The sequence below is a fragment of the Bacillus sp. FJAT-27231 genome, from assembly GCF_001183975.1.
Classification (GTDB): Bacteria; Bacillota; Bacilli; order Bacillales; family Domibacillaceae; genus Pseudobacillus; species Pseudobacillus wudalianchiensis.
The window spans coordinates 2,809,907-2,831,418 of sequence record NZ_LFZU01000001.1 but is presented as its reverse complement, the minus strand read 5'-3'; the positions used below and the strand labels follow the sequence as shown (position 1 = coordinate 2,831,418).

General features: G+C 43.1%; 21 protein-coding genes. 18 read left to right on the top strand and 3 right to left on the bottom strand.

Annotated elements, in window-relative coordinates; genetic code table 11:
- Window positions 1-37 precede the first annotated feature (37 nt).
- The 17 genes from AC623_RS13650 (at window position 38) to AC623_RS13570 (ending at window position 18,348) form a co-directional block, all read left to right on the top strand.
- Window positions 38-1,201 (top strand): M20/M25/M40 family metallo-hydrolase, encoded by a 1,164-nt coding sequence (locus tag AC623_RS13650; RefSeq protein ID WP_231603504.1) that lies wholly within the window; start codon window positions 38-40, stop codon window positions 1,199-1,201.
- Window positions 1,202-1,301: 100 nt separating this feature from the next.
- Complete coding sequence (gene hutH, locus AC623_RS13645) at window positions 1,302-2,822, top strand: histidine ammonia-lyase (protein ID WP_049663348.1); 1,521 nt, start codon at window positions 1,302-1,304, stop codon at window positions 2,820-2,822.
- A 234-nt stretch (window positions 2,823-3,056) separates the two neighbouring features.
- Window positions 3,057-3,719, top strand: a complete 663-nt coding sequence (locus tag AC623_RS13640) for a tetratricopeptide repeat protein (protein ID WP_049663346.1) — start codon at window positions 3,057-3,059, stop codon at window positions 3,717-3,719.
- A 12-nt stretch (window positions 3,720-3,731) separates the two neighbouring features.
- Window positions 3,732-6,122, top strand: a complete 2,391-nt coding sequence (recD2, locus tag AC623_RS13635) for an SF1B family DNA helicase RecD2 (RefSeq protein ID WP_049663343.1) — start codon at window positions 3,732-3,734, stop codon at window positions 6,120-6,122.
- A gap of 72 nt (window positions 6,123-6,194) precedes the next feature.
- Window positions 6,195-6,383 carry a hypothetical protein gene (locus AC623_RS13630; protein ID WP_049663342.1) on the top strand — a complete coding sequence of 63 codons (189 nt, stop codon included), beginning with the start codon at window positions 6,195-6,197 and terminating at the stop codon, window positions 6,381-6,383.
- A 394-nt stretch (window positions 6,384-6,777) separates the two neighbouring features.
- Entirely contained in the window at window positions 6,778-7,857 is a 1,080-nt protein-coding gene (locus AC623_RS13625; RefSeq protein ID WP_049663340.1) for an AI-2E family transporter, read from the top strand.
- A gap of 335 nt (window positions 7,858-8,192) precedes the next feature.
- The gene (alaS, locus tag AC623_RS13620; RefSeq protein ID WP_049663339.1) at window positions 8,193-10,826 is read left to right on the top strand and encodes an alanine--tRNA ligase; all 2,634 of its coding nucleotides are present in this window, start codon (window positions 8,193-8,195) and stop codon (window positions 10,824-10,826) included.
- 82 nt (window positions 10,827-10,908) lie between these two features.
- On the top strand, window positions 10,909-11,175 hold the full coding sequence (locus tag AC623_RS13615) for an IreB family regulatory phosphoprotein (protein WP_041097404.1): 267 nt from the start codon (window positions 10,909-10,911) through the stop codon (window positions 11,173-11,175).
- Between the two features lie 6 nt (window positions 11,176-11,181).
- The gene (gene ruvX / locus AC623_RS13610) at window positions 11,182-11,598 is read left to right on the top strand and encodes a Holliday junction resolvase RuvX (protein ID WP_049663337.1); all 417 of its coding nucleotides are present in this window, start codon (window positions 11,182-11,184) and stop codon (window positions 11,596-11,598) included.
- Between the two features lie 4 nt (window positions 11,599-11,602).
- Window positions 11,603-11,899, top strand: a complete 297-nt coding sequence (locus tag AC623_RS13605; protein ID WP_259455581.1) for a DUF1292 domain-containing protein — start codon at window positions 11,603-11,605, stop codon at window positions 11,897-11,899.
- 126 nt (window positions 11,900-12,025) lie between these two features.
- A complete protein-coding gene (mltG, locus tag AC623_RS13600; RefSeq protein WP_049663334.1) occupies window positions 12,026-13,144 on the top strand; it encodes an endolytic transglycosylase MltG in 1,119 nt (372 codons plus the stop codon).
- Window positions 13,145-13,380: 236 nt separating this feature from the next.
- Window positions 13,381-14,025 (top strand): O-methyltransferase, encoded by a 645-nt coding sequence (locus AC623_RS13595; RefSeq protein ID WP_049663330.1) that lies wholly within the window; start codon window positions 13,381-13,383, stop codon window positions 14,023-14,025.
- A 1-nt stretch (window position 14,026) separates the two neighbouring features.
- The gene (locus tag AC623_RS13590; protein ID WP_049663328.1) at window positions 14,027-14,956 is read left to right on the top strand and encodes a peptidase U32 family protein; all 930 of its coding nucleotides are present in this window, start codon (window positions 14,027-14,029) and stop codon (window positions 14,954-14,956) included.
- Window positions 14,957-14,972: 16 nt separating this feature from the next.
- A complete protein-coding gene (locus tag AC623_RS13585) occupies window positions 14,973-16,247 on the top strand; it encodes a peptidase U32 family protein (protein ID WP_049663326.1) in 1,275 nt (424 codons plus the stop codon).
- 5 nt (window positions 16,248-16,252) lie between these two features.
- The gene (gene udk / locus AC623_RS13580; protein ID WP_049663324.1) at window positions 16,253-16,888 is read left to right on the top strand and encodes a uridine kinase; all 636 of its coding nucleotides are present in this window, start codon (window positions 16,253-16,255) and stop codon (window positions 16,886-16,888) included.
- Between the two features lie 206 nt (window positions 16,889-17,094).
- Complete coding sequence (gene greA / locus AC623_RS13575) at window positions 17,095-17,565, top strand: transcription elongation factor GreA (protein WP_049666626.1); 471 nt, start codon at window positions 17,095-17,097, stop codon at window positions 17,563-17,565.
- Between the two features lie 120 nt (window positions 17,566-17,685).
- The gene (locus AC623_RS13570; protein WP_049663322.1) at window positions 17,686-18,348 is read left to right on the top strand and encodes a YrrS family protein; all 663 of its coding nucleotides are present in this window, start codon (window positions 17,686-17,688) and stop codon (window positions 18,346-18,348) included.
- A 219-nt stretch (window positions 18,349-18,567) separates the two neighbouring features.
- Here AC623_RS13570 and AC623_RS13565 read toward each other — a convergent pair whose 3' ends face one another.
- On the bottom strand, window positions 18,568-18,771 hold the full coding sequence (locus tag AC623_RS13565; protein WP_049663319.1) for a DUF2536 family protein: 204 nt from the start codon (window positions 18,769-18,771) through the stop codon (window positions 18,568-18,570).
- Between the two features lie 129 nt (window positions 18,772-18,900).
- Here AC623_RS13565 and mtnN point away from each other — a divergent pair, with 129 nt between their 5' ends.
- On the top strand, window positions 18,901-19,602 hold the full coding sequence (mtnN, locus tag AC623_RS13560; protein ID WP_049663317.1) for a 5'-methylthioadenosine/S-adenosylhomocysteine nucleosidase: 702 nt from the start codon (window positions 18,901-18,903) through the stop codon (window positions 19,600-19,602).
- A gap of 440 nt (window positions 19,603-20,042) precedes the next feature.
- On the opposite strand, the gene sigK is transcribed toward mtnN, so the two are convergent.
- Window positions 20,043-20,753: an RNA polymerase sporulation sigma factor SigK gene (gene sigK, locus AC623_RS13550; RefSeq protein WP_049663314.1), complete on the bottom strand. Its 711-nt coding sequence runs from the start codon at window positions 20,751-20,753 to the stop codon at window positions 20,043-20,045.
- Between the two features lie 190 nt (window positions 20,754-20,943).
- Window positions 20,944-21,483 carry a CDP-diacylglycerol--serine O-phosphatidyltransferase gene (gene pssA / locus AC623_RS13545; protein WP_049663313.1) on the bottom strand — a complete coding sequence of 180 codons (540 nt, stop codon included), beginning with the start codon at window positions 21,481-21,483 and terminating at the stop codon, window positions 20,944-20,946.
- Window positions 21,484-21,512 lie beyond the last annotated feature (29 nt).

Here is a 21,512-nt window from a genome sequence, read left to right as displayed (position 1 = left end):
GAAAGAAGCTGATTTAAACATGATGGAGGGATATAAGATGAAGATGACACAAGGATCAAAAGCTGCTGAAAAAGTAAATGCTGACCGCTTGCTTGATTTATTTTTGGAACTTGCCAAAATTAATGGGCCAAGCACAAAGGAACAGCTTGTTGCAGATTACTTAAAGAAAACGTTGCCTGAGCTTGGATTTACCCTTGAGTTCGATGAAGCCCATAGGAATTTTGATGGAGAAGTCGGTAATTTAATTGCTTGGCGTGAAGGAACGGATTCCTCCATTCCACCATTATTTTTCTCTACCCATATGGACACCGTACTGCCAACGGAAGGATTGAAGCCCGTCATTAAAGATGGCATGATTCAGTCCGATGGTACGACTATTTTAGGTGCAGATGACCGGGCAGCGTTAGCCGCTTATTTAGAAGCAGTTCGGGCTGTTATTGAAAGTGGTGTTCCTCATGGTCCTATTGAATTCATTTTAACAGTGAATGAGCAGCCAGGACTTGTTGGAGCAAGATATATGGACTACAGCAAAGCCAAGAGTAAAAGAGGCTATATTTTCGATAGCAGTGGGGACGTTGGACAAATCATCTTAAAAGGGCCTTACAGCAGCCGGATTTGGATGGAAGTAGAAGGAAATGCTGCTCATATTGCTTTGAATGCAGAAGAAGGAAACAGTGCGTTCTTAATTGCCGCTGCAGGACTTTCTAATATGAAGCTTGGCGCAATTGATGAAGAGACGTTAGCTAATATTGGTATTATTAAAGGTGGAGAGCTGACTTCCATTATTCCAGGCAGTGTGACCGTTGCTGGAGAAGTACGCAGCTTTTCTAAAGAAAAGCTGGATAAACAATTGAAGCACATGGAAGAAGTAATGCAAGAGGCTGCCGAAAAAAGCGGTGGCAGTGTGAAGGTGAAAATTGAGAAAAAATATAGCGGCTTTGATATTGCACAAGATGATATCTTAACACAAACAGCTGAAGCAGCAGCCCACAATATTAAGGTAAATCCTTACTTAACTGAAACATTAGGCGGTGCTGATACGAACGTATTAAATGAAAACGGCTTAACGTGTCTGACGCTTGGTTTGGGATTCCAAAATATTCACTCATTCAGAGAATGTATTAGTGTAGAGAACTTGACTAATACAGGAAGATTAAGTGCTGCTCTCATTGAGCAATGGTATGTGCATCACAAAAAATGACAGTAAGTTTAGAAGATGATTTACTTAATGCATGTATTTTTTGAGTTTTATAGTATTTTAATAGAGTTGGAAATTATATGAAAAGGGGAGTTGGAGCGTTATGAGCACCAGAGAACTAACTGAGTTAGGAATTGTTGAGTTAGATGGATATACGTTAAACCGTTCTCTTATACAAGATGTGGCGGATCAGCGGGCGAAAGTAGTCATCCCAGAAGGCAGCTTGGAAAGAGTAAGAGCAAGCCGTGCTCGGATTGAGAAGCAAATTAAAGATGGGAAAGTTGTTTATGGAGTCAACACTGGGTTTGGTAAGTTGAGCGATATCGAAATTGAAAAAGATGATATTGCAAAGCTACAGCTGAATTTACTGCGTGCAGATGTTGTCGGTGTTGGCGAGCCGTTACCAACGGTGGTCGTGAGGGCAATGATGACAATGCGTGCCAACGCGCTTGCAAAAGGTTTTTCCGGAATAAGAGAAGAGACCTTGAACTTGCTTGTTGACATGATTAACGAAGGCGTTCATCCAATTGTTCCTTGTAAAGGCTCGGTAGGAGCGAGTGGAGACTTAGCACCGCTTTCTCACGTGGCGATCGTGCTAGTCGGCGAAGGAAAAGCGGAATACAAAGGGGAAGTTTTGCCGGGTGCTGAAGCATTAAAGCGGGCAGGATTAAAACCTGTGTCTTTAGAAGCGAAGGAAGGACTAGCTTTAATTAATGGAACACAAGCTATGTCTAGTGTAGGTGTGATCGCCCTCAATGAAGCTGAGCGCTTAGGTCTTGCAGCTGATATGGCTGCCTGCTTAACAATGGAGGCTCTTCAAGGAATCATTACAGCATTCGACAGTGAGCTGCTAGCTGTTCGTCCGCATCCGGAATTAGAGTTTGTAGCCTCACGTATGAGAAACTGGTTAGAAGGCAGTAAGCGGATTACACATCAAGGAGAAGTACGTGTGCAAGATGCTTACTCTATCCGTTGTATCCCGCAAGTGCATGGGGCATCCTGGCAGGCACTTAACTATGTGGATGAACGCTTGAAAGTGGAAATGAACTCAGCTACAGACAATCCAATTGTTTTGGAGAGCGGAGAAATCATTTCAGGCGGGCATTTCCATGGGCAGCCGATCGCTCTTTCCATGGACTTTTTGAAAGTGGGCGCAGCAGAATGGGCGAACATCTCCGAGCGAAGAACAGAACGTCTTGTGAACCCGCAGTTAAGTGGATTATCTCCGTTCCTGGCTCCTGATCCAGGGCTGGAAACGGGATTAATGGTAGCTCAATATGCAGCAGCTTCACTTGTTTCTGAAAATAAAGTTCTCGCACATCCGGCTAGCGTCGATTCTATTCCAACATCCGCTAACCAGGAAGATCATGTGAGTATGGGAACCATCGCATCCCGTCAAGCACGGGATATTATCCACAATTCAGCTCGGGTCATAGCGGTAGAAATGATTTGTGCATCACAAGCCATCTATCTAGAAAAAGCGGAAAACCAATTAGCCCCGGCTACAAGAAACTACTTAGAAAAAATACGTGAAATTTGTCCTCCTTTAGAAACAGACAGAGCGATCTCAGATCAAATGGAAGAGTTGGCTCAGTTTATTCTAAGAGAAGACCTATTAAAGTAAGAAACATAAAAAGAGGAAAAAAGCCCGATCTTGATTTTATGTTCAGGAGAGGTATTCAAGTTGCCTGCTAACAGAGCAACAATCCTTTAGTCCAACCGTTAGCTTGTCTTAATAAAAGGAATGAAGACACTCACTCGTTGTCTGTCTTCGTTTCTTTTTTGTGTTTTTCTCTGTGGTTAAGAACTTCTAGGCTCTGTGGTATAATTTTGATGAATATAACTATAGAGGTGACCAATGGACAAGAACTTACAAGGTATTGAATATTTGCAGCAAGGAAAAGTGGAGGAAGCGTTAAAGCTATTTTCAGAGCGGATTGAAGAAGCTCCGAAAGATCCGACAGCCTATATAAATTTTGGTCATGTGTTATCGACAGTTGGTGAACTTGAGCGAGCTGAGCGATTTTATAAACAAGCAATTGCAGTAGATCCAAAAGCAGGTGCTGCCCATTATGCACTCGGTACGTTCTATTATGAGCAAGAAAGACTAGAGGAGGCGTGCCGTGAATTTGAACAAGCGGTTAAGTCAGGGATAGAGGAGAGCGACGCCTTTTTTATGCTTGGCATGACGTTTGCTCAGCTCGATCAACCCGTCCTTGCCCTTCCATATTTACAGCGTGCAGTCGAATTAAATAAAGCTGATACAGAAGCGCGCTTTCAACTAGGCCTCTCTTTAGCGAAAGTGCAAGCCTATGATGAAGCGATCCGCCAGCTAGAGCGAGTGATTGAGGAAGACCCAGGGCATGCCGATGCTTTCTATAATCTTGGTGTGGCCTATGCAGGACATTTAGAGGATGCAGAAAGAGCTTTAGCTATGTTCAACCGCGCGCTTGAGGTTCAGCCGGATCATATGTTAGCTGGTTATGGAAAGAAAATGATAGAAAAAACTGAAGAGGCGTAAGGAGTGCCGCCGATGGAACAAGAGTCAATGGATTTGTTTGCAAACGGGGAAAAATACGTCAAAGGACGTCATCTTGTTACGATCTTTCATAACGAAGAAAATTTTTACTCGGTTATACGGGTCCGTGTCACTGAAACAAATGACGCTTGTGAAGACAAAGAAGTAGTAGTGACCGGGTATTTTCCACAAATCCATGAGCATGAAGTGTACATTTTTTATGGCGTATTTAAAGAACATCCAAAATTTGGACGGCAGTTTCAGGCGCGCCATGCCCAAAAGGAAATCCCGCAGACGAAGCAGGGGATCGTCGCCTATTTATCGAGTGACTTATTCAAAGGAATCGGAAAAAAAACGGCAGAAGCGATTGTAGAGACGCTTGGAGAAGGAGCGATCTCCCAAATTCTTAATCATCCTTCTGCATTGGAAGAGGTGCCGCGTCTGCCTGCCGACAAAGCCCAGACTATTTATGAAACACTTCTTGAACATCAGGGACTTGAGCAAATCATGATTGCCCTCAGCCAGTATGGTTTCGGTCCACAGCTCTCGATGAAGATTTATCAGGCTTATCAGCAGCAGGCCATTGAAATCATTCAAAAAAATCCTTATCAACTTGTCGAGGATATTGAAGGGATTGGTTTTGGACGCGCGGACGAACTGGGTGCACAAATTGGTATTCACGGCGAGCACCCTGACCGTATTAAAGCCGGGATTTTATTTACGATTGAACAACAGTGCATGCAGGAGGGGCATTGTTATTTAGAGGCCGAACCGCTGTTAAAAGAGGTAAAGATATTGCTTGAAAAAAGCGGTAGAGAATCGGTTTCCTTCGAAGCGATCGCCAAGCAGCTTATTGCTCTAGAAGGAGCGGGAAAAGTGATGGGGGAAGAGGACCGCGTGTTTTTGCCTTCTTTATATTTTTCCGAAAAGGGCCTCGTCACAAATATTGAGCGCCTGCTTAAACAAACGGAATATGAAGATCAATTTCCTGAATCGGAATTTTTATTAGCTTTGGGCGATTTAGAAGACCGGACAGGCGTACAATATGCGCCTTCACAAAAAGAAGCGATTCAAAAAGCGCTGATGTCGCCTATGATGCTCTTAACAGGAGGACCGGGTACAGGAAAGACAACGGTTATTAAAGGGATCGTGGAGCTATACGCTGAGCTGCATGGCTGTTCACTTGATCCTAAATCGTATGGAAAGGATGAACCGTTTCCGATTAAGCTGGCAGCGCCAACGGGCCGGGCGGCGAAGCGAATGGCCGAGTCAACCGGGCTGCCTGCCGTGACTATTCATCGGCTGCTTGGATTCAGCGGACAGGAAACGATGGAAGACGAAGAAGGCAGAGAAGTCTCAGGACGCCTGCTCATCGTAGATGAAGTCTCGATGGTGGACATTTGGCTTGCCCATCAGCTGTTTAAATCATTACCCGACGATATGCAAGTGGTTCTCGTAGGGGATGAAGACCAGCTTCCTTCTGTCGGACCCGGCCAGGTATTAAAAGACTTATTGGCATCAGGAGTGATCCCAACCGTTAAATTAACAGATATTTATCGGCAGGAAGAAGGCTCTTCTATTATTGAAATGGCGCATGAGATTAAAAATGGGTTAGTACCTTCTAATTTAACGAAACAGCAAAAGGATCGTTCCTTTATAAGCTGTCATGTTCAGCAAATGCCGGATGTGGTGGAACAAGTGGTGAAAAGTGCGATCAGAAAGGGTTTCACTGCAAAGGATATTCAAGTGCTGGCGCCGATGTACAAAGGACCAGCGGGGATTGACCGCTTAAACGAAATTTTACAGGAAATCCTTAATGCAAATCCGGATGGCTCCCGCAAACAGATCGACTTTGGGGACGTCCATTACCGCATCGGCGATAAGGTTCTCCAGCTCGTCAATCAGCCGGAGCAAAATATTTTTAATGGCGATATTGGAGAAGTCGTCTCGATCTTTTTTGCTAAAGAAAATACAGAAAAGCAAGACATGGTGATTGTCTCCTATGAAGGAAATGAGGTCACCTATACAAGACAAGAATTAAACCAAATTACTCATGCCTTTTGCTGCTCGATTCATAAATCACAAGGCAGTGAATTTCCGATCGTGATTTTGCCGGTAGTAAAAAGCTATTACCGCATGCTGCGGCGCAATTTGCTTTACACAGCCATTACACGGAGCAAGCAGTTTCTGATCCTCTGCGGAGAAGAAGAAGCATTTCGCATGGGCATCGAACGCAATGACGATCTTATGCGGAAAACCTCATTAAAAGAAAAACTTGTCGAGGCCTTAAAAGCTGGTCAATCAGAAGAAGAAGCATCGAGCCCCATCTCGTTGACAGAAGACACGATCATGACGATTGATCCAATGATCGGCATGGGAAATATCACTCCGTACGATTTTTTGTAAAGAATAGGTATAAATAAAGGCTAAGCCGGGCACCCTGTTTGCCAAAAGCAAAAAGCGTGCGAGGTGACGCCCATGATAACATGTCCAAATTGCCAAAGCAAAGAACTCGGAAAAATTGGCACAACTCAATACTATTGCTGGAACTGCTTTATCGAACTTTCCATCGAAGAAAACATCATCTCCGTCCACCAAGTCGAAGAAGATGGCTCCCTAAGCTCCTTAAACGACCTATTCGAAGAAGAAAAAAGAAGAATGGGGTAACAAGAAAAGCGGAAGGCGCTTGATCAGCGCGCTAGCGGATTGGAGCTCTTGACGAGAAGTCGTTTTTCAGACTTCGACAGAGAGAGTGAAATCAGCGTATGTGTTAGCGCCTGCAGCTGGATAAAAAGAAACAACAGCTAAAGGCACCTGCGATAAACGAAAAAAGCTTGTAGGGAAATTTTCTCGGCAAGCTTTTTTTGTATGGATCATAACAAGCAATGGTTCGTCCATCATACGCAATTGGAAGCAATTTGTTGTAAAGGCCCTCTTCTATTTTTCAGCCGGATATTGATTCCATTTAAATATAGAATGTATTCTATTCGAGACCGTGCATAAATCATCCTCTTCTAGCCGCAAACTAAGCAAAATAGTTTATTAAAGGGTGTCGGATCCGATGGAGAGTAGGTTGAAGTTAAAGTGGCTGTATTTGGCATCTGCCGCGCTTTTCACATTGTTAACCGTGTATGTGATCTATTTATTAAACCCCGTCATTAGTCCGCTGTTTCATGGGATTATGATCAGTCTGATGCCATTTTTGTTAGGCGGGTTTATTGCGTATTTGCTGCATCCGCTAGTAGAGAAAATGGTGGAGCAGGGGGTTTCTAGAACAATGGCGATCTTGCTGATTTATATATTGTTTTTCGGCATAATCGGTATTTGTTTATTTAGGGGAGTGCCACTATTTATTAATCAGCTGAGAGAATTATCACAAAGTGCTCCCGAGATTTCAAGAATGTATGAAAAGCAAATCGTTGCCCTTGAAGCGGAAACATTGACTTGGCCAGATGGTATACAAGAAAAGATTCATAATCGTATTGTTGGTTTTGAGCGATGGCTTTCAGGGCTTGTCGAAGCTTTTATGAATGTTTTGATGAAAATGGTCAACTTTCTCCTGCTGCTGGCCGTTGTGCCTTTTATCTCGTTCTATTTACTGAAAGACATTCACCGGGTAAAGAAGGCCGCATGGACCTTTACGCCAAAAAAGTGGCGGACGAGGGCATTGCGTTTTGTTAGGGAATTAGACAGCTCGCTTGGGGGATATATAAGGGGACAGCTATTCGTTTGCTTAGTAATCGGGACAGTAGCTGCTTTGTTATTTACGTTTATTGGTCTTAAATACGCCATTTTACTTGGTTTAATCATTGGCATTACAAACGTAATCCCTTATTTTGGACCGATCATCGGAGCGGTGCCGGCTGTTTTTGTCGCATTGACGATGTCTGGACAAATGGCTCTTTATACAGCGATTATTGTACTGATTTTACAATTTATCGAGGGGAATGTTCTATCTCCATGGATTGTGGGAAAAAGCGTACACTTGCATCCTTTATTTATTATCGGAGCCCTCTTGCTTGGGGGGGAGGCAGGAGGTGTGCTTGGATTAATTGTCGCTGTACCCGTTCTCATTATCTTCAAGGCCGCTTTTATGGCGGAAAGGCGTATAAAGGTTCGTCTTAAAAAAGCCCCGCGTTGACAAATTGGTATGAAATTTTTTATAATTCGATATATCATAACAAATGTAAATCAATGATGGATCGAGTATGTTATAGTCCACCTAAGTGCCAAGCACGTCAGAGAGGGATTTCCATGGCTGGAAGAAATCCTAGGTGAAGGGTAACGGAAAGCTAGTCCGGAGAGCAGCTAATCCCTGCCGTTTGCCGCGTTAAGGTATTTGAGAGATGAACTGGCATAGTTGGTTCATAATCAGGGTGGTACCGCGAAAAGCTTCGTCCCTGTCCGGGGAACGGGGCTTTTTTGTTGTCTTTAAATAGCACACCCACTTCAATTATGAATATAGGAGGAATTAAAATGAAAAATTTGACTGGGGCTCAAATTCGTCAGATGTTTCTGGAGTTCTTTCAGGAGAAAAATCACCGGGTTGAGCCAAGCGCTCCGCTCGTGCCTCATGATGATCCGACCTTGCTGTGGATCAACAGTGGTGTAGCCACATTGAAAAAATATTTTGATGGCCGGGTTATTCCGGAAAATCCGCGAATCGTGAATGCACAAAAGTCGATCCGCACAAACGATATTGAAAACGTCGGAAAAACCGCTCGCCATCATACCTTTTTTGAAATGCTTGGTAACTTTTCAATTGGTGAGTACTTTAAAAAAGAAGCTATTCATTGGGCATGGGAGTTTTTAACCGATGAAAAATGGATGGCGCTTGAACCAGAAAAGCTGTCTGTCACCATTCATCCAGAGGACGATGAAGCCTTCGCCATTTGGCATGAGGAAATTGGAGTGCCGGAAGAGCGGATTATCCGATTAGAGGGGAATTTCTGGGACATTGGTGAAGGGCCAAGCGGACCGAATACGGAAATCTTCTATGACCGCGGCGAGTCATACGGAAATGATGAAAATGATCCGGAGCTTTATCCAGGGGGGGAAAACGAGCGTTATTTAGAAATTTGGAACCTCGTATTTTCTCAATTTAACCATAACCCTGATGGCACGTATACACCGCTTCCAAAGAAAAATATTGATACGGGAATGGGACTTGAGCGGATGACATCCGTTATGCAGGAAGTGCCGACAAACTTTGATACGGATTTATTTATGCCGATCATTGAAGCAACAGAAGTGATTTCTGGTGAAAAATACCGTAAAGATCAGGAAAAAGACGTAGCTTTTAAAGTCATTGCTGACCATATTCGTACAGTTGCTTTTGCGATTGGGGACGGGGCGCTTCCGTCTAATGAAGGGCGCGGCTATGTACTACGCCGTTTACTGCGGCGCGCTGTTCGTTATGCGAAGCAAATTAACATTAACCGCCCATTCATGTTTGAGCTTGTCCCTGTTGTCAGTGAGATCATGCATGACTTTTATCCCGAAGTGAAGAACAAACAAGAGTTTATTCAGCGCGTCATTAAAAATGAAGAAGAACGTTTCCATGAAACGCTGCATGAAGGATTAGCGATTTTATCAGCAGTCATCCAAGCAGCTAAGAACAATGGATCGAATGTCATTGCTGGCGCTGATGTATTCCGGTTATACGATACGTATGGCTTCCCTGTGGAGTTAACGGAAGAATATGCCGAAGAAGAAGGCATGAGAGTAGACCACGAAGGTTTTGAAAGAGAAATGGAGAACCAGCGTGAGCGTGCTCGGGCAGCTCGTCAGGATGTAGGCTCTATGCAAGTTCAAGGCGGAGTGCTAGGTGACATCACAGTGGAAAGTAAATTTACGGGCTACGATGAATTAATGGCTGAGGCAACGGTAGAAGTAATCATTGCTAATGGCGAAATCGTAGAGAAAGCACAAGCTGGAGAAGCTGTTCAGCTTATCTTAAGCCGGACTCCTTTCTACGCAGAAAGCGGCGGACAAACAGCTGATAAAGGAATTATCGAAGGAGACGGCGTACGTGCTGCTGTTCAAGATGTCCAAAAAGCGCCAAACGGCCAAAATATTCAACATGCTATCATCGAAAGCGGCACATTGACAACGGGTCAAAAAGTGATGGCACGTGTGGATGCTGCTTCCCGTAACAAAATTATTAAAAATCATACGGCGACTCACTTATTACATCAAGCGTTAAAGGATGTATTAGGAACGCATGTAAACCAAGCGGGTTCACTCGTTGAACCAGATCGTCTTCGTTTTGACTTCTCCCATTTTGGACAAGTAACACCTGAAGAACTAGAGAAAGTAGAAGAAATCGTTAATGAAAAAATCTGGCATAGTCTTCCAGTTGGCATTGCTCATAAATCCATTGATGAAGCGAAAAAAATGGGAGCAATGGCCTTGTTCGGAGAGAAGTACGGAGATATTGTCCGTGTTGTTTCTGTCGGCGACTACAGCTTAGAGTTGTGCGGCGGCTGCCACGTGCCGGATACATCAGTGATTGGGTTATTTAAGGTTGTGTCTGAAAGCGGTATTGGTGCCGGAACACGCCGTATTGAAGCAGTTACGGGCGAAGCAGCATACAAATTCTTAAATAGCCAAACAGCTCTTTTGAAGGAAGCGGCTCATAAATTAAAAGCTAATCCAAAGGACATTTTGGCAAAAGTGGACAGTCTGCAGGCAGAATTAAAAGAATTACAACGCGAAAATGAATCACTTTCCCAAAAATTGTCCAATATAGAAGCAGGTAGTCTTCTTGACCGCGTACAAGAAGAGAATGGAGTCAAATTCCTCGCAGCTCGTGTACAAGCGACAGATATGAATAATTTGCGCTCTATGACAGATGAATTAAAGCAAAAGCTTGATTCTGGCGTTATTGTACTGGCTGCAGCTACAGGAGACAAAGTTAATATTGTAGCTGCTGTTACAAAGGATTTAGTGGAAAAAGGGTATCACGCTGGCAAGCTTGTCAAAGAGGTTGCTACACGCTGTGGCGGCGGTGGCGGCGGACGTCCTGATATGGCGCAAGCGGGAGGAAAAGACCCTGAGAAAATAGAAGAAGCACTCAATTTTGTGGCAGAGTGGATTAAATCCGTTTGATTCCTTGAAAATTTATTGTACAATGGAAATAACTTGTACAAGAGGGAGTTTTCACTTTCAAGCCTAAAGCGAGGTGCTATTAATGAGCTCTTTTGATCAAACGATGAAATTTAATTTTCCGGAGGAACCGTTTGAACAGAACGTAGAAGAGGTACTGTTTAAAGTGTACAAGGCTCTTCAGGAAAAAGGGTATAATCCGATTAACCAAATTGTTGGTTATTTGCTTTCCGGCGATCCTGCATATATCCCGCGACATAATGATGCCCGTAATTTGATCCGCAAGCTCGAGCGTGACGAAATTATCGAAGAACTGGTAAAGACATATTTAAAACAGCAGCGAGAGGAATAAGCCTTTATGAGAGTTATGGGGTTGGATGTCGGTTCAAAAACAATCGGTGTTGCCATCAGCGATGAATTGGGCTGGACCGCGCAGGGCGTGGAAACGATTCAAATCGATGAAGAAAAGTTTAATTTTGGCTTGAGGCGCATTGAAAGCTTATGCAAAGAATACGGAATTGAGAAGTTCGTTGTCGGGCTTCCTAAGAACATGAATAATACAATTGGCCCGCGCGGCGAAGCTTCTAAAGCTTTTGCCAAAAAATTAGAAGACCGCTTTTCGCTGCCAGTTGTCCTCTGGGACGAACGGCTGACAACAATGGCAGCGGAAAGAGTATTGCTAGAAGCAGACATGAGCCGAAAAAAACGCAAGAAAGTAATCGATAAGATGGCTGCTGTGATGATTTTACAAGGCTTCTTAGACAGCCAAAAATAATGAGGTGAAGAAAATGGATCACGGAGAAAAACAAATTACAATTATTGACGAAAACGGTAACGAACAATTATGCGAAGTACTTTTCACTTTCGATTCTGATGAGTTTGAAAAGTCTTACGTGCTTTACTTCCCTGTAGGAGCAGAAGAAGATGACAATGAAGAAATTGAAATTCACGCTTCTGCCTTCATTCCTGGTGAAGATGGGGAAGACGGCGAGCTTCAGCCAATTGAATCTGACGAAGAATGGGAATTAATTGAAGAGATGTTGAATACATTTCTTGATGAGGAAGAAGAAGAATAAAAATAAAATCAGAAAAGAGACCGGGGCGCTGCTCCCGGTCTTTTTTCAATTCTATCTTTTCTTATAAGATGTAGTATAATAAAACAAGTGAAGAAAGGCTCGTTATTTGTTGAAAGGAGTAAGTGTATGTCGAAAAAGTCATATGTCGGGCCGTCTGGAAGAAAGAGGCGGCTAAAAAGAGCTATTTTTTTTGCCGTTATTTCATTCCTGCTTATCATTGGTGGAATAGCAGCAGGCGGTTATTTTTTCATTCAATCTGCCCTGGAGCCTGTTAATAAATCAGATAACACTCCTGTGCAGGTTAATATCCCAATTGGGTCCAGCCTATCGGTTATTGCCGAGAAGCTAGAGAAAAAAGGAATTGTCAAAAATGCGGAAGTGTTTAAATACTATGTGAAATACAAAGGTGAAGATAACTTGCAGGCAGGGGAATACTCCTTCACGCCAAGCATGACAATGGATGAGTTGATTAAGAGTTTGAAAACAGGCAAAGTCATTGGGCAAGGTCAAGTGAAAATCACGATTCCAGAAGGCTATCAATTGACACAGATTGCGGAAGTGATCGGAAAAGAGACGGGGCGGCCGGCAAGTGAAGTCTTAAAGGTAATGAATGATCGAGTGTTTATTAAGGAAATGATGCAAACGTATCCGGAGCTACTTACAGAGGAAGTATTCGCTAAGAACATTCGATATCCGCTGGAGGGATATTTATACCCTGCTACTTACCATTACGGGGATAAAAAGAAACCAGTAAGGGAAATCGTAGAAGATATGCTTGAGAAAACAGATCATGTGCTCGCCCAGTACCGAACGTCCATGGCAGCAAAGCAAATGACGACGCACAAGCTGCTTACACTTTCTTCCCTTATAGAAGAAGAGGCCACCGCAAAAGCGGACCGCCATAAAATTTCTAGTGTATTTTATAATCGCCTAGCAGCCGGTATGCCTCTACAAACAGACCCGACGGTGCTTTATGCGCTTGGTAAGCACAAGAAACGCGTTCTCTATGAAGATTTAAAAGTAAACTCGCCTTATAATACCTATAAAGTAAAAGGATTAACGCCTGGACCAATCGGAAACAGTGGTGTTTCCTCGATGGAGGCAGCTTTAAATCCTGAAAAGACGGATTACCTTTATTTCCTCGCTTCTCCAGCTGGGGACGTCTATTATGCCAAAACTTTAGAAGAACACAGCAAACTAAAGGAAAAGTACATCACAAGCCATTACGAGAAACAAAAGCAATAGATGGAAGGATCGCTTTTCTCGCGCTATTGTGATAAAATAATTCAAGTATTTTTGACGAAGAAAAATGAATAAGACAGAATAAAGCAGAAAGCTGGCAGGCTTTCTTCTTTTTCTTGTTTATGGGCATCTATTGTACCGGAGCCATGAGACCAAGCCCTATAAAAAGGAAAAAGGCAGTTCTGGGGCTTATCAGAGTCTTTTGTTTGTCATCAAGCCTTTTTGAAAAGGAGAGTATTATGGACGATATTATCCATCATTATATAGAGTCATTGATTAAAAGCCGGGAACCGCTGTTCGCTGAAATGGAAGCTTTTGCTCAGGAACACGGGGTGCCAATTATGGAACCGACTGGGATAGAGGCGATGCTTCAAATCATGCGGATCCAGCAGCCGAAGAGGATACTAGAAATTGGTACTGCGATTGGATATTCTGCTTTGCGCATGGCTGCAGCCCTTCCACAGACGACCATTGTGACCATTGAGCGTGATGAAGAGCGTTATCGGCAGGCGATTGACTATATCCAGGCTTCAGAAGCCGGCGGGCGGGTAGAGGTCTTGTTTGGTGATGCTCTTGAATTAGTAGCAGAAGCAGGCGAAAAGGGTCCCTATGATGCTATTTTTATCGATGCAGCGAAAGGGCAGTATACGAAGTTTTTTGAAAGCTACTCTGCTTTTTTGGCGCCGGAAGGGACAGTGTATACAGACAACGTTTTATTTAAAGGTTATGTTGCTGGTATCCCGGCTGAATCGAAGCGCATCATTAATTTAGTAAAAAAAATTCAATCTTACAATGAATGGCTGATGAGCCATCCAGATTTCGACACAGCTATATTTCCAGTCGGGGATGGTTTAGCTGTCAGCCGTAAAAGAGGGGGAAACTAAAGTGAAAAAACCAGAATTACTCGTTACTCCGCATAGCGTAGATTCCATTGAGCCCCTTATAGCAGCGGGAGCGGACGCGTTTGTCGTAGGAGAGCAGCGCTATGGCCTGCGTCTTGCCGGGGAATTTAACAGAGAAGATATGAAGCAAGCGATTGAGAAAGCCCATGCAAAAGGAAAAAAAGTATACGTTGCCGTTAATGCTATTTTTCATAATGACATCGCTAACGAGCTGGATGATTATATTGCTTTTGTTAAAGAGGCTGGAGCGGATGCCATTATTTTTGGAGACCCGGCTGTATTAATGGCTGTTCGTGCTGTAGCTCCTGATATGCCGCTGCACTGGAACACCGAAACAACGGCAACCAATTATTTTACCTGCAACTATTGGGGGCAACGCGGAGCCGTAAGAGCTGTTCTTGCTCGTGAGTTAAGTATGGATGAAGTCATTGAAGTGAAAGAAAATGCTGAAGTGGCAATTGAAGTACAAGTGCATGGCATGACATGTATGTTTCAATCCAAACGGCCGCTTTTAGGTCATTATTTTGAATATCAAGGAAAAATTATGGAAATTGAAAATCGTAAAGAAGCAAAGAATACGCTGCTTTATGATAAAGAACGTGATAACAAGTATCCGATTTTTGAAGATAAGAACGGCACTCATATTATGAGCCCAAATGATATTTGTATTATTGATGAGCTTGCCGAGATGATAGAAGCAGGCATTGATAGTTTTAAAATTGACGGTGTCCTTCATTCACCAGAATATTTGCTTGAAGTAACGAAGCTTTACCGGCAGGCTATTGACCTATGTGTAGAAAACCTAGAAGAATACGAAGAAGTAAAAGAGGAGCTGCTGGAGAAAATCGAAGAGCTGCAGCCCGCACACCGTCCATTAGATACAGGCTTCTTCTTCAAAGAAACAGTTTATTAAAAAGGGAGGAACAATCGTGAGTACGGTTATAAATGATACAATTGCAACCGTTATAGACGGCAAGCGAGTCATCGTGAAAAAGCCTGAATTGCTAGCACCAGCAGGAACACTTGAGAAATTAAAAATTGCTATTCATTATGGAGCCGATGCCGTGTATATCGGCGGGCAAGAATATGGGCTTCGGTCCAATGCGGGCAATTTTACGCTGGAGGAAATGAAAGAAGGGGTAAAATTTGCCCAGAAATATGGAGCAAAAGTATATGTAACAACTAATATTTATGCTCATAATGAAAATATTGACGGCTTGGAAGACTATTTACGCGGGCTTCAGGAAGCGGGTGTTACCGGGATTATTGTAGCAGACCCGCTTATCATCGAAACGTGCCGCCGTGTTGCTCCAAAAGTAGAGGTACACCTCAGTACACAGCAATCCTTATCTAACTGGCGCGCCGTTCAGTATTGGAAAGAGGAAGGACTGCACCGTGTTGTCCTAGCCCGGGAAACAACAAGTGAAGAAATGCGCGAAATGAAAGAGAAAGTCGATATTGAAATTGAAACATTTATCCATGGAGCGATGTGTATTGCTTATTCGGGACGTTGTGTGCTGAGCAACCATATGACTGCCCGTGATTCAAATCGCGGAGGCTGCTGTCAGTCATGCCGTTGGGATTATGATCTTTATTCTTTAGACGAAGGCAACGAACAAGCATTGTTTGCGGAAAACGATTCTCCTTTTGCGATGAGCCCTAAAGATTTAAAACTTGTTGAATCAATTCCGAAATTAATTGAATTAGGAATTGACAGCTTAAAAATTGAAGGCCGCATGAAGTCTATTCATTATATTGCGACTGTTGTTAGTGTCTATCGCAAAGTCATTGACACGTATTGTGCAGATCCAGAGAACTTCCAAATTAAGCAAGAGTGGTTAGAGGAGCTTGAGAAGTGTGCGAATCGCCCAGCGGCTCCAGCTTTCTTTGAAGGCACGCCTGGAATGGAAGAACAGCTATTTGGCGTTCATGGAAAAAAAGCCTCTCACGACTTCGCTGGTCTTGTTCTTGACTATGATAAAGAAACAGGAATGGTTACTTTGCAACAGCGTAACTTTTTCCGCCCGGGAGATGAAGTCGAGTTTTTCGGTCCAGAAATTGAGAACTTTACACAGGCAGTAGAAGCGATATGGGATGAAAAAGGAAATGAGTTGGATGCAGCTCGTCATCCGCTGCAAATTGTCCGTTTTAAGACAGAAAAACCAGTGTATCCAAATAACATGATGCGAAAGGGGCTTGAATAAAGTTCATGGACCAAAAGCCAGTTGTTATCGGTGTTGCCGGCGGCTCAGGTTCCGGTAAAACGAGCGTTACGAAGTCAATTGCCGAGCATTTTAAAGGACATTCTGTTATGGTCATTGAGCAGGACTATTATTATAAAGATCAAAGCCATTTGCCATTTGAAGAACGGCTGAAAACGAATTATGATCATCCGCTTGCTTTTGATAATGACCTGCTTATCCACCATATTGAAAAGCTGCAGCAGTACGAGGCGGTGGAGAAACCGGTGTATGATTATGCCCGTCATACCCGCTCAGCTGAGACGATTCGCATGGAACCGAAAGACGTCATTATACTTGAAGGTATTCTCGTGCTAGAGGATGAGCGCCTGCGTAATTTAATGGATATCAAACTGTTCGTAGATACCGATGCAGACTTGCGTATTATCCGCCGGATGATCCGTGACATTAAAGAACGGGGCCGTACGTTTGAATCGGTTGTCGATCAATATTTAAATGTGGTCCGGCCGATGCATAACCAATTTATCGAACCGACAAAGCGTTATGCTGACATTATCATTCCAGAAGGCGGCCAAAATCACGTGGCCATCGATCTGATGGTAACAAAAATTCAAACGGTTCTTGAACAAAAAGCCATTTTATAGTATCTTTTTATGAAACAGACATAATCTTTAAAAAACAAAGGCTGTCTCAATCATTGGAGCGGGCTTGTGGCGCGCTCATATATAGGGGAAAACGCTTTCTCTATATATGAATGCGGCAAAAGTGGCTTCAAATGAGGCAGCCTGCTCATGTTTATTTGTTTTCCTTCACCAAGGAAGGCAGCGAGATGAAAAGGAGTGGAAGGGACTTGTCAACAGAAAAAGTATACCCAATGACTAAAGAGGGGAAAGAAAAGCTAGAACAGGAACTAGAATATTTAAAAACGGTTAAACGTAAGGAGGTCGTAGAAAGAATTAAAATCGCCCGCAGTTTTGGTGATTTATCAGAGAACTCCGAGTACGATTCGGCAAAGGAAGAACAAGCCTTTGTTGAAGGACGAATTGGGACAATCGAAGCGATGATTCGCAATGCAGAAATCATTGAAGAAGATCACAGTAATGTTGTTTCTTTAGGAAAAACAGTTGTATTTGTTGAACTGCCAGATGGAGAAGAAGAAACGTATACAATTGTAGGAAGCGCAGAAGCAGACCCATTCGAAGGAAAGATTTCAAATGATTCTCCGATCGCCAAAAGTCTGCTTGGCAAAGAAGTCGGCGATGAAGTCATCGTACAGACACCTGGCGGAGAAATGAAAGTGAAAATCGTCTCAATTAAATAATGAATGCCAAAAAGCGTTAAAGGCAGTAGGCCTTTAGCGCTTTTTTCGATTAAAATAGCTTCATGTTCCAGGAGAGTCATGATAAAATGTGAATGATGCCAAAGAGAGAGGAGTCGTAACATGGCACAGCCATCACGTACACAGAGAAAATCTAAACGAAGAAAAACAAATCGAATTTTAAATACTGCCATTGCGGTTGTTGTCCTTTTAATTGTTGTCGTTGCTTTCACTATTTTTTCTGGCGGTGAAAAGGAAGAAGTGACACCAGCGCCAAAGCCGAAAACAGAGTCGCAACAGTCTGCAGCTAACGAACAAGACGACCAGTCATCTAACGTAAGCGACGAAGATCAAAATGCAACTGATGAAAATGCGAACGATGAAGAGAAAGACGATGATGAAAAGAAGGATGACGAGCAGAAGCAGGATGATCAAGGTGAAGCCGTCGAAAAAGACAGCGATGAGCCGAATGTGGAAAAAGAAATTGTCAATCCAAATTGGACAGGCGTCGGCACTTCACAGTCTGGTCAGCATACTTCTTCTTTTGACAGCGGTTCAGTAGACTGGCAAGAGAAAAAGCAAGCTTTATCTTATGCAACAGGTATTTCTCAAGAAGAGATGATTGTTTGGTACATTAGTGGAGATGGTCCTAAAGGGGCGATTGGAACGGTTTCTCCAAAAAGTGACCCGAACAATGCCTACCGTGTATACATCAATTGGGTAGACGGCGAAGGCTGGAAGCCAGTAAAGGTGTACAAGCTAGAGCATAACGATAAAGGGCGGTAAGCCGCAAAAAGGAGGCCTACTTACTAAGTAGGCCTCCTTTTTTATTAGCTTTTTGAATAATTTGTTAAGGTTAAGTAAGAGTTTTTCGCTTTTCTTGTCCAGCTGCGCCTCCTTGCCCCTCGAGGTCATAAGCCGATCTGGCTGTGTGGCTGAAGAGCGCCACTTCGCCATTCCGTCTTATGCTTGGCGGGCCAGAGCAGGCGGCTCCGCTTTTCTTCTTTATTTAGCTTTAAAGTGTACAACGGCTGAGAAGTGCTTATGTCCGTCTGCATCAATTTGCATTTGGTGGGAAACAGAACGGACACTGAGCAAGATAGCTCGGTTTTGCTCAATTTTCTCAGCAATCTTTTTTTCGAGAGAAGCTAAGGTATTAGCTTCAAAAAATTCAATTTTATCTTCAATTAAGTCAAGTTGAAACTGCATGGTCTTTCCCCCTTTAAACTGCAATAATTTCTTTCTTATGTATACAAGATAAAAGGGAAAAGAAGCAAGCGATTCTACTGAAAAAATGCTAAAATGAGACAGGTAAGCGGAAAGAACGGAGGAATAAACATGAAAATAGCAATTATTGGAGCAATGGAAGAAGAAGTAGTCATTTTACGTGAACAAATGGAAAACCGAAAAGTGGAAACAATCGCTAATAGTGAGTTTACGACTGGAACATTGAATGGAGCAGAAGTCATCTTGCTGCGCTCTGGTATCGGAAAAGTGAACGCTGCTATGACCACGGCTATTTTATTACATCATTTTCAACCAGATGCAGTCATCAATACTGGTTCAGCAGGTGGATTAAATCCTGAACTTAACGTTGGAGATGTTGTTATTTCTACAGAGGTACGCCATCACGATGTAGACGTGACAGCATTTGGTTACGAATACGGCCAAGTGCCGCAGCTGCCTGCCGCTTTTACAGCCGATGAAAAGCTTGTTAACATCGCTGTAAGCTGTGCAGCCGAAGGTGGAGAGGAGCAAGTCGTCAAAGGGTTAATTGCGACAGGAGATGCATTTATGAGCGATCCTGAGCGTGTGCTGGCCGTAGGAAAGAAATTTGCAGGGCTGCAGGCCGTTGAAATGGAAGCAGCGGCTATCGCTCAAGTCGCTTATCAATTCGGCATTCCATTTGTTGTCATTCGTTCAATCTCGGATATCGCTGGCAAGGAATCGGATGTTTCATTCGAACAATTTTTGCCGAAAGCAGCCCGCCATTCCGCTAACCTTGTTGTAGGCATTGTTAACGAATTATCCCGCCAGTGAATTGTGAATAATTTGTGAAAAGCGTGCTACAACTTATTCCTTTTGTGGTACATTAATAGCAAATAGCTTTTTAGGTATATAAGGAGTGAAGAAGAATGGTCATGATGATTATGGGGTTGCTGCTTGCTACAATTATGGGGATTTTAGTATCCATAACAATCGATTGAAACAGAAAAGCGGATGGCGCGCGTTCAGCACGGCAGCAGATTGGAGCTCTCGACGAGAAGTGGCTTTTCAGAATTCGACAGAGAGAGCGAAATCTGTGTACGTGCTAGCGCCAGGAGCTAGACAAAAAGGAACGACGGCTAAAGACGCGACACCGTGTCGCAACGCCCTCACTAGCACATCATGTGCGTCAAAGCGGAAAGCGCTCAGTTTTAATAGGCCTTTTCCTATTTATAAAAAACCGGCTCCTCATTAGGAAGCCGGTTTTTTAGTCTCTAGTGCCCCCTGCCTTTTTCTTCACGGTAGAATTCATGGAACATTTTCATCAGCGCCCGCTTTTCGATGCGTGATACATAGCTGCGGGAAATGCCGAGCTCTTTTGCGATTTCCCTTTGTGTTTTCTCCTCGTTTTGATTTAATCCGAACCGGGCAATGATGACCTCTTGTTCACGTTCGTCAAGTACCCGCAAAAATTTCAGGACCTTTTTTAACTCGATCGTTAATAGGATATGTTCAAGCACATCTTCATCTTCCGATTTTAGTATATCGAGCAGGTTAATTTCATTTCCTTCCTTATCATGGCCGATCGGATCTTGAAGCGATACGTCTTTTTTCGTTTTTTTCAAGGCACGTAAATGCATTAAAATCTCATTCTCAATACACCGCGCGGCATATGTAGCTAACTTTGTGCCTTTTCCGCCTGAATAGCTTTCTATCCCTTTGATCAAACCAATCGTTCCGATTGAGATTAAGTCTTCAGAATCCTCTCCGGTGTTTTCAAACTTTTTAACAATATGCGCCACGAGCCGAAGATTGTGCTCGATCAACTTGTTGCGGGCCTCTGCGTCGCCTTTTGCCATTTTCTCTAGGTACATCTTTTCTTCTTTTGGAGATAAAGGTTGGGGGAAGGCATTGTTTTTTACATAAGATACGAAAAAAAATAATTCTTTTACCGCATAGGACAAAGCAGCAAGAATGCCGAGCATGAAACCTCCTCCTTTATAAATCCGCTGTTGTCCTAAGTGTATGAGAAGAGCGTGATGGATTTGCCTGTCCTTTGTAATTTAAAGAAGAAACTTGCTTTTGGACAAAAAGACCACAAGAGGAAACGGCTGCAAGGAGAAAAATATCATGAAGAGAATGAAAAAAACATCCTGGGGCTTTCCAGGATGTTTGTTACACTTTTTTCAATTTAAATGGACTGACCATTAATAAAGACAAACACATAATAATAACCATAAATGAAGGCATTGGCAGGTATGGGATCGCTAAGTAGCTAAGCGTTAATAAACATCCTGCGGCTGTAATCGGAAGACCATGAAAATAGCCATTGTTCTCAGAGATATTAAAACGCGCTAGACGGAAAGCTCCGCATCCGATATAAAAGACGGTGAAAAAAGAACCAGGAAAGCCAAACTCAGATAAAATACCTATATAAAGTAATAAGGCAGGAGCAACGCCAAAAGAAATAATATCGCACATGGAATCCAACTGTTTGCCAAGCTCAGATTCGATATTTAATTTGCGAGCGACCATTCCATCAAAACGGTCAGCCAAAGCTGCGACGAAAATAAGAAGCAAACCAAGATGATATTGTGCATGCAGCGTCATTAGGATAGAAAAGCCACCTAAGGCTAGGTTACCTAACGTGAGCACATTGGCTGTCTGGGCTTTGACCTTTTTTATAGTGGTATCTATCACTTGAGAAATAAACAAATTTACACTCTCCTCGAATTTAGCAGGAA